The following is an 8,901-nucleotide window of genomic DNA, read 5'->3' as shown; positions in this document are numbered from 1 at the left end:
GTACCACCAACCCACAATAGTGCCACTGCAATCGCACCTTCAAGGAACGCCCAGAAAACACGTTGAGGTACCGGCGTGTCTACTTTACCACCAGCGGTAATGCTGTCGATAACCAAAGAGCCTGAGTCAGACGATGTAATAAAGAATACTAGAACCAATACTACTGCAATGATTGACAGCAACGTACCAAACGGTAGCGCATCGAACATTTGGAACATCGCTAGTGATACGTCGGTTAAACCTTCACTACCCAGTGTGCCGATGTTATTTACGATTTGATCAATCGCCATACCGCCAAATACTGACATCCAAATGATAGTTACAGTAGTTGGAACAATCAGAACCGCAGTGATGAACTCACGAACCGTACGACCTTTAGATACACGTGCGATGAACATGCCTACGAATGGTGACCATGAAATCCACCAAGCCCAGTAGAATACCGTCCAACCGTGCAACCATGCTTGGTCTTCACGACCGTGAGGGTTACTCAGTGGAATGATGTTCTCGATGTACGCCATTAAGGTTGTTGGGATAGAACCTAGCGTTACTGCATAACCGATTAGTGCCACTAAGATAAGCAGTAAGAAGGCTACCAGCATGTTGATGTTACTGATAACTTTTACACCGCCATCGATACCACGAAGTACCGATACTACCGCGAGTAAAGTCACCACTGTAATCACGATAACTTGTAAGCCCAAACCAGCTTCAAGGCCAAATACGTGTTGAATACCACTTGCTGCTTGCTGTGCACCTAGACCTAGCGACGTCGCCAGACCAAATAGAGTCGCAAGTACCGCCAGAATATCAACAACGTGACCAGCCCAGCCCCATGCTCTATCACCTAGAATTGGGTAGAAGATAGAACGAATCGAAAGAGGTAGTCCCTTGTTGTAAGAGAAGAATGCTAACGAAAGAGCAACCACACCATAAATCGCCCAAGGGTGTAGACCCCAGTGATACATGGTTGCGCCTAGTGCTAATTTAGCTGCTTCTGGTGTGTTCGGTTCAACGCCAAGTGGTGTCTCAAACCAACCGGTGTAGTAAGCCGCTGGCTCTGCCACACTCCAGAACATCAAGCCGATACCCATACCCGCTGCAAATAGCATGGATAACCAAGACATGAATGAGTAGTCTGCCGTTGCATCAACACCACCAAGGCGGATTTTACCAAACGGAGAAACGATCAAGCCTAAGCAGAAGATCACAAAAATATTGCCTGACCAGATGAACAGCCAATCGAATGAATTGATGATTTGCCCTTTAACGCCATCCAGTGCGGCCTTCGCTGATGCAGTATCAGTAACCAGAACACCAATCAAAAACAGAGCAATCAAACCTGCACTAATGCCAAATACTGGGTTATGTACGTCGAAACCCCATTTTTGGACGTTATCCTGACCAACAGTGTAATCGGTACTGTCGATACTGTATTTATCTATACCTTTAGTCATTATCCCTCTCTACGGAATACTACTAATATCCCTTACTTACCTGTGACCTAATCACAAACTCGAACCTACAATCCAAGTAGCACAAGCTGTTGTCACATTAATTCAAATACTTGGATGTCTGAAGTTTAGCAGGTTAACTTATTGTTTTCAGTAAACCTGAAGCGGTTCGTTTGGTTTTCATCCAATATTCACGTAAATACTCAAATTAATGTGGAAAAAAAAGCCGAATATGTCGGCCTTTAATTCAATATTACTTTTAGCTCAAAGCATTTTGGTGTTTAACCAATTGATTTTCTGTTCGTAAACCTAGCAATAAGCTTAGGCACATAAGCAATAATATGAACGCAAATGGAAGTGCCATAGAAACGGTACCGGCTTGCAATGCTTGGATAGATTCTGTACCACCAACCCACAATAGAACCGCAGCAATCGCACCACCAATTACCGCCCAAAAAACACGTTGAGGAACAGGTGAATCCACTTTACCACCAGAGGTAATACTATCAATCACTAGTGAACCCGAGTCTGAAGAGGTGATAAAGAACACCATAATCAAGCCAATCGACACCACAGATAAAACAGAGCTCATTGGCAGCGCATCGTAAGTGTGGAACAGCGAAAGCGTAATATCTTGTAGACCATTCATGCCTATCTCACCGACTTTGTTCGCAACTTGGTCTATCGCGATGCCGCCAAAAATCGCCATCCAGATAATGATCACTGTCGTTGGGATGAACAGTACCGCGACGATGAATTCACGAATCGTACGACCTTTAGAAATACGAGCGATAAACATGCCTACGAATGGTGACCAAGACATCCACCACGCCCAGTAGAATACCGTCCAACCTTGCATCCAAGTCTCATCACCACGACCATGGGGATTACTTAGAGGAATAAAGTTTTCGACGTAACCCATCAGCGCCGTTGGGATAGCTTTAATACCAGCAATGCCACCAGCAATCGTCACGAAAATCAGCAAGCCTAAAGCGACCAACATATTCACATTACTTAGCACCTTTACGCCGCCGTTGATGCCACGCACAACCGACATCGTTGCCAGAAAAGTGACCACAGCAATTACAACCAACTGCATGCCAATACCGCCATCAGTACCAAACACATGGTTGATACCACTTGTCGCTTGCTGCGCGCCTAAGCCTAATGAGGTTGCTAAACCAAACAGCGTTGCCAGTACCGCCACGATATCAACAATGTGACCAAACCAACCCCAAGTTCTATCCCCTAGAATCGGGTAGAAAATCGAGCGGATTGAAAGAGGTAAACCTTTATTGAAAGTAAAGAAAGCGAGTGCAAGAGCAACAACAGCGTAGATAGCCCAGCCGTGTAAGCCCCAGTTATAGATGGTTGCACCCAGTGCAAGCTTGGCCGCTTCAGGTGAGTATGCTTCTACACCAAGTGGCGTTTCATACCATCCAGTGAAGTAAGCGACTGGCTCTGCAACACCCCAGAACATCAAACCAATACCCATTCCTGCAGCGAATAACATCGACATCCAAGAAAGGTTAGAGTGCTCTGCTTTGGCATCATTGCCACCAATACGTATCTTGCCATACGGGGAGACAATGAGGGCAAAACAGAAAATAACAAAGATGTTGGCTGCCCACATAAAGAACCCATCGAAGTTACCGATGACTTTCCATTTTATACCATCAAGTGCAGATTTCGCGGTCTCTGGCTCTGCCACCAAAAGTGCCAACAGGAAGATGATGATCGACCCTGCACTAATACCAAATACAGGGTTATGTACATCAAAACCCCATTTCTGAACGTTATCTTGCCCTACGGTATAATCAGTATTATCAATACTATACCTATCCTTAACAGACTCCATGTTTCCTCTCTAACTTTGCAGTGCTCGGTTTGCAACATTGCATTCGGCACTTAAATTTCGAAAGGAAGAATATCAACCTGTCGCAAAAATACTAAAAAAACCTCCATAATGGAGGCCTTAACTACACATTTAGTAATTAAATTACACATTTGGTGTAATTTAGCGTAAGATCAATCCACAAGGCCACAATTGACAGCGTACTTGGCAAGCTCTGCAGTAGAGTGAATGTCGAGCTTATGCTTAATGTTTTGTCGATGGGTTTCGACAGTTCGATAGCTAATATTTAGCGCCTTCGCCACCTCTTTACTGCTCTCCCCTTTCGCCACTAATTTCAGTACAGCTTCCTCACGTCGACTCAGTGGATTCTTCACTGATGGCGTCGGAGTAATTGGCTGGGTGAACAAGTTTTGAGTCACTTTTTCGCAGAAATACGTCGAACCTTGATTGACCGTTTTGATTGCTTGAACCATTTTTTCAGCGGAAATCTCCTTCAACATATAGCCGACTGCACCCGACTGCATCACCTTCATAATATATTCACGGTTGTTATGCATGGTCAGCATCAGTACCTTAGCTTGCGGGTCTTCTTCTTTGATCAGGTGTGTGGCATCAATCCCATTCATAATGGGCATACTGATATCCATCAACACCACATCCGGGCGTAGGTCTTTGACAATCTCGACTGCCTCTAAGCCATTGCTTGCGGTACCTATCACGCTAATATCAGGCTCGAGTTCCAATCTCGCCATAAAGCCATCCAGTACCACTTGGTGATCGTCAGCAATCACAACTCGAATAACTTCACTCATTCATTAATCCCTCTAGTGTCAGTAACACTGTAATTTCCGTTCCGAAGCCAATCTCGCTCATCAGTTCAAAATCGCCACCGATAAACTCCACCCGCTCTCGCATATTTCGCAGACCAATCCCTCGTTTTTCCATTGCTTTGTAAGTATTAAAACCGACACCGTTATCCTGAATAAGCAGTTGCAACACATTGCCAATTTGCTGCGCGATAACCGTTACTTTGGTCGCTTGTGCATGTTTCTCTATGTTGGTTAACGACTCCTGAACCACTCGATACAAGGTGGTCGCCGCCTCTGACTTTAACTTCCCCGGTTGAGTGGCGAACAGGGTTTCAACCTCAATTCCCGAGTGTGCTTTAAAGTCTAAAAGTAGTGATGACAAAGCGGCTTCTAGACCAATATCATCTAATGAACTTGGACGCAGCTGGTGCGAGATATGCCTCACTTCCTCAATGGCGCGCATCAGTGAGTGCTGCGATTTATTGAGGTGAGCCTTAAGCTCTTCACTCTGTAACTTATTACCAAGCAGCTCCAAATGGCAACGACTCGACACTAATAATTGGTTAATACCATCATGCAGCTCGCGCGCGAGGTGCTTCTTCTCATCCTCTTGAAACATCACTGTCTTATGAGCCAGCTCTTTCAAGTTGTTATCCGCAATACGATGTTCGTGCATATTGATGGCTAAAGTAAGCACGATGATCACTGCTACCGTCACGCTCAAAATCACCACGATAGAGAAAAAAGTGGTTTCAATATTCTTGTTGATCGCAGCCTGCATTGAAGCGACTTCTTGATGTACATCTTCAATGTACAAACCCGTGCCAATCATCCAGTCCCAGCGTTCCAACCAAGCGGCATAACTCAGCTTGGATACCACTTCCCCTGTCGAAGGCTTTTGCCACAAGTACTGATGAAAGCCTCCTCCGGTTTGCGCTTCTCGTAACAAGGCTTCAATCAGGAAATCACCATCTTCATCTTGAAGTTGCAGTAAATTCTGGCCGATCAATTCCGGCTGTATTGGATGCACGAGATTGGTTCCGTGGCGATCATAAGCGAAAAAATAGCCATCCGCGCCATATCTAAGTTTAGACAATATGGCTCGAACTTCCGTTTTAGCTTGGGCTTCTTGAATATCGGGATCGTTGTAGATGTGTTCGATGGCGTCGAAAGCGAGATCGACAGTGTCCTTAAGTGCATTTTCACGGGATTTGATCAGGCTGTCTCTGAAGATCTCGACCTCTTTATCACCTAGGGTTTTAGTCTGGTGTAACGAGATCCAACTAATACTCGCCGTAACCAGCAGCAACGGGAGTAGTGTCAACAGAATCAGCTTGGCTTTTAGAGGCATTCCTTTTCCTCACTAAAAACGGCTTATTGAACATCAATAAGCCGTTTTATTTTAGCAATTTATAGATAGCCGTTGAAACATATCGTTCACATTCTTGGCGTCACTCACATTCCATAAAACGCGGGGAATGCGAGAAGTGACCCAAGTACGAGTATCTGAATCACAATGAAAGGCATCACACCTCGGTAGATGTCTTTAGTCGTTACGCCTTTTGGTGCCACGCCTTTTAGGTAGAACAAGCTAAAACCAAATGGTGGCGTCAAGAAGGAGGTTTGTAGGTTCATTGCAATTAAGATAGCGAACCACGTCATGTTGATACCCATTAACTCAGCAACCGGCGCTAAGATTGGCACGATGATGAAACAGATCTCTACGAAGTCGATGAAGAAACCCAGAATCAAAATAACCAGCATGGTAATGATCAGGAAGCCCCACTTCTCACCAGGAAGCTGCAGCATCCACTCCTCTACCAGATAATCACCGCCGGTATAGGTAAACGCCATCGAGAAAGCGGTCGCACCCAGCAAGATGGCAAACACCATCGCCGTTACTTTTACGGTTTCTTTAGAAGCGTCATACACCATCGACCAGCTAAACTGCCCGTACAGCAGTGCAAGTATCATCGCACCTGCGCCACCCAATGCAGCAGACTCTGTCGGCGTCGCCACACCTGCAAAGATGGAACCCAGTACCACAATGATTAACGCGAGCGGCGGAAGAATCGCTTTAAGCGCATCAATCACTTCTTGTTTGCGGCTGATTGAATCATCACGCTCAATAGGCTGAGCGGCTTCAGGGTGAAGTTTTGCGTATATCAAAATATAAACAATGTACGCACCCACCAGCATTACACCCGGCCAAATCGCCGCTTGGAACAAGTCACCAACCGGAACACCAAGTACATCACCGAGTAGAATCAATACGATCGATGGTGGGATGATTTGACCTAAGGTACCAGAAGCACAGATGGTGCCGCAGGCTAAGCCTTTGTCGTAATTGTACTTAAGCATTACAGGCAAAGAGATAAGGCCCATCGCAACAACAGAAGCACCAACCACACCTGTTGAAGCAGCGAGTAACGAACCTACCAGTACTGTAGAAATCGCGATACCACCACGTACACCACCAAACAAGCGGCCCATAGACTCAAGTAGCTGTTCAGCAAGCTTGGTCTTTTGCAGAACAAGCCCCATGAAAACGAATAATGGAACGGCCATTAACACCGTATTTTCCATGATCGATTGAATTCGATATGGCATAAAGGCAAACATTTCGATGCCTTCAGCCCAAACACCAAAGATTAAGGCGATACCACCAAAGGTAAACGCAACTGGGAAGCCAAGTAACAGTGCAAACAAGGCTACAAAAAACATTACTATTCCAATCATGTTTAGCCTCTACTTATGATTTGCATGGATAAGGTGCGGATTAAAAATCTTATTGAGTGAGTGCAGGATCAAACCTACGCCACTCAGTGCCATCAAGAAGAATGACAGCGGGATCATGGCTTTGATGATCCATCGATATGGCAAGCCACCGGGATCGCCTGAGGTCTCACCCAGTTCATAGCTCTCTTTGGCAACATCGATACCAAACCAAGCCACCAGCAGGCAAAACGGAAGTAGAAAGATCAGCGTGCCTAACAGGTCAATGATGGCTTGCGCTTTAAAGCTCAGTTGCTCGTAGAACACATCGACTCGAACATGGCCACCCGCTTTGATGGCATATGGCACACCTAATAGGAATACGGCAGAGAACAGGTGCCATTCCATCTCTTGAAAGGCAATTGAGACATCGTTGAATGCATATCTCATGACAACGTCATACACGACGTTGGCGATAAGTAAAATAAACAACATACTGGAAAGCCATCCCAGTGCATCACCGATACGATTAAATATGCGTTCAATATAAATTAGACTTCGCATTCCCGACTCCATGGAATTTGAAAAGACATCGCGCAGCTGAGCTGTTCGACGAAGAAAAGGTTCTTGGGCGTAAAACAGATTAGTTATTATGTTTTAAATGAACCCTCGGCTTATTCACTCTTGAATTCTTAATAAGAAAAGCTTCGGGTTCATTTAGATTTAGTTCTACAAGGGGCTATTATTTCGCTTGGCTATTTAGGTAAGCTCTGTGTGAAATATCCGTCCATGAACGTACTTGCTCTAGGTAAGCTGCTTGTGAAGCTTGAATCTCTTTTGCCAATGCATCTTTCTCAGCGTGCTCAGCAAGTAGGCGATCGTTCGCTTCTTTCAGTGCAGACATAACCTCTGGCGGGAAATCTTTTACTTGTACATCTGGGTACTCAGTCTTCATTGAAACCCAGTTCTTACCACTTTCATGCGTTGCTTGTGTGTACATGTCGTAAGCCGCTGTACGCATTGCAACACGCAGGATTTCTTGTAGATCTTCAGGAAGCTTGTTCCATGTACGCTTGTTCACTAAGAACTGAAGCTCTGAACCCGGCTCGTGCCAACCTGTGTAGTAGTAAGGCGCGATTTTGTGGAAACCCATACGTAAATCCAGTGATGGACCTACCCACTCTAGCGCATCAATCGTGCGACGCTCTAGAGACGTGTAAAGCTCACCTGGGGCAATGTTGGTCGGTTTAGCACCTAGCTCAGCAAGAATCTCGCCTGCAAAGCCTGGGATTCGCATTTTCAGACCTTGTAGATCTTCAACGCTGTTGATCTCTTTCTGAAACCAACCACCCATCTGGATATCGGTGTTACCACCTGGGAATGACATCAAGTTGTGTGGAGAATAAACCTGCTCCATCAACTCCATACCACCACCGTGATAGAACCATGCGTATTGTTCTGCAGGCGTCATACCGAAAGGCATAGAAGTGAAGTAAAGAGTGTTTGGAACTTTACCTTTCCAGTAGTAAGAGCCTGAGTGACCCATGTCGTATTGACCAGACTTAACCATGTCAAAAACGCCTAGAGGGGCTTTGTGTTTGTTCGCTGAATCGATTCTGATTTGCAGTCGACCATTCGACATCTTCTCAGCCATCGCTGCCATGTTTTTCGTTGCATCACCGAAAACAGGGAAATTAGGTCCCCATGTTTCAGCAAGTTTCAAACGATAAACCTTATCCGCAGCTGTTGCACCGGTTGCGACCAAAGCTAAACAAGCCGCAGCAGTTACCGCTACGTTTTTAAAAACTCGTGTAAGGGAGTTAGAAATGAGACTCATGTTCACGTCCTTTGTTGGGTTAACACTCTTTCTTTGAGCATTTTTTATGATTCAATCTAAGAGTGCACCGCGATGAAGCAACAAGATATCAGGGAGAGCACGCACCCTGAGCTTGTGTAAAGGTACGTATTAGACCAAAGGATTAAGTAGAACTACGTAGGAGATAAAAGAATGGTAACGATTTTAAAAGACTTGAAGAATTCCCCCCGAAAATGCGTATTGATAAATACC

At 45.2% G+C, this 8,901-nt stretch carries 7 protein-coding genes; all 7 read right to left on the bottom strand.

All coding sequences use genetic code 11. The features are described from left to right. Nucleotides 1–1,457, bottom strand: a 1,457-nt coding sequence (locus BCT81_RS06940; RefSeq protein ID WP_102423645.1) for a BCCT family transporter, incomplete at its 3' end; no start/stop codon positions are given. 256 nt (nucleotides 1,458–1,713) lie between these two features. Next, a complete protein-coding gene (locus BCT81_RS06935; RefSeq protein WP_102423644.1) occupies nucleotides 1,714–3,312 on the bottom strand; it encodes a BCCT family transporter in 1,599 nt (532 codons plus the stop codon). Nucleotides 3,313–3,482: 170 nt separating this feature from the next. Then, a complete protein-coding gene (locus tag BCT81_RS06930; protein WP_102423643.1) occupies nucleotides 3,483–4,121 on the bottom strand; it encodes a response regulator transcription factor in 639 nt (212 codons plus the stop codon). Continuing rightward, nucleotides 4,114–5,469 carry a cache domain-containing protein gene (locus BCT81_RS06925; RefSeq protein ID WP_061032773.1) on the bottom strand — a complete coding sequence of 452 codons (1,356 nt, stop codon included), beginning with the start codon at nucleotides 5,467–5,469 and terminating at the stop codon, nucleotides 4,114–4,116. The genes BCT81_RS06930 and BCT81_RS06925 overlap by 8 nt, the downstream gene beginning before the upstream one ends. Before the next feature lie 104 nt (nucleotides 5,470–5,573). After that, entirely contained in the window at nucleotides 5,574–6,857 is a 1,284-nt protein-coding gene (locus BCT81_RS06920) for a TRAP transporter large permease subunit (protein WP_008224281.1), read from the bottom strand. Between the two features lie 9 nt (nucleotides 6,858–6,866). After that, the gene (locus BCT81_RS06915; RefSeq protein ID WP_004740180.1) at nucleotides 6,867–7,397 is read right to left on the bottom strand and encodes a TRAP transporter small permease subunit; all 531 of its coding nucleotides are present in this window, start codon (nucleotides 7,395–7,397) and stop codon (nucleotides 6,867–6,869) included. Between the two features lie 178 nt (nucleotides 7,398–7,575). Continuing rightward, nucleotides 7,576–8,670 (bottom strand): TRAP transporter substrate-binding protein, encoded by a 1,095-nt coding sequence (locus BCT81_RS06910; RefSeq protein ID WP_050052955.1) that lies wholly within the window; start codon nucleotides 8,668–8,670, stop codon nucleotides 7,576–7,578. Between the last annotated feature and the right edge of the window lie 231 nt (nucleotides 8,671–8,901).

The organism is Vibrio sp. 10N.261.52.A1, assembly GCF_002876325.1.
GTDB classification, from domain to species: domain Bacteria; phylum Pseudomonadota; class Gammaproteobacteria; order Enterobacterales; family Vibrionaceae; genus Vibrio; species Vibrio chagasii.
The sequence above is the reverse complement of the archived record's forward strand: the minus strand, read 5'-3'. Positions and strand labels throughout refer to the sequence as shown.

Coding starts and splice junctions, on each gene's coding strand:
- BCT81_RS06935 (WP_102423644.1), bottom strand. CDS start 3,312: ATGGAGTCTGTTAAGGATAGGTATAGTATTGATAATACTGATTATACC.
- BCT81_RS06930 (WP_102423643.1), bottom strand. CDS start 4,121: ATGAGTGAAGTTATTCGAGTTGTGATTGCTGACGATCACCAAGTGGTA.
- BCT81_RS06925 (WP_061032773.1), bottom strand. CDS start 5,469: ATGCCTCTAAAAGCCAAGCTGATTCTGTTGACACTACTCCCGTTGCTG.
- BCT81_RS06920 (WP_008224281.1), bottom strand. CDS start 6,857: ATGATTGGAATAGTAATGTTTTTTGTAGCCTTGTTTGCACTGTTACTT.
- BCT81_RS06915 (WP_004740180.1), bottom strand. CDS start 7,397: ATGCGAAGTCTAATTTATATTGAACGCATATTTAATCGTATCGGTGAT.
- BCT81_RS06910 (WP_050052955.1), bottom strand. CDS start 8,670: ATGAGTCTCATTTCTAACTCCCTTACACGAGTTTTTAAAAACGTAGCG.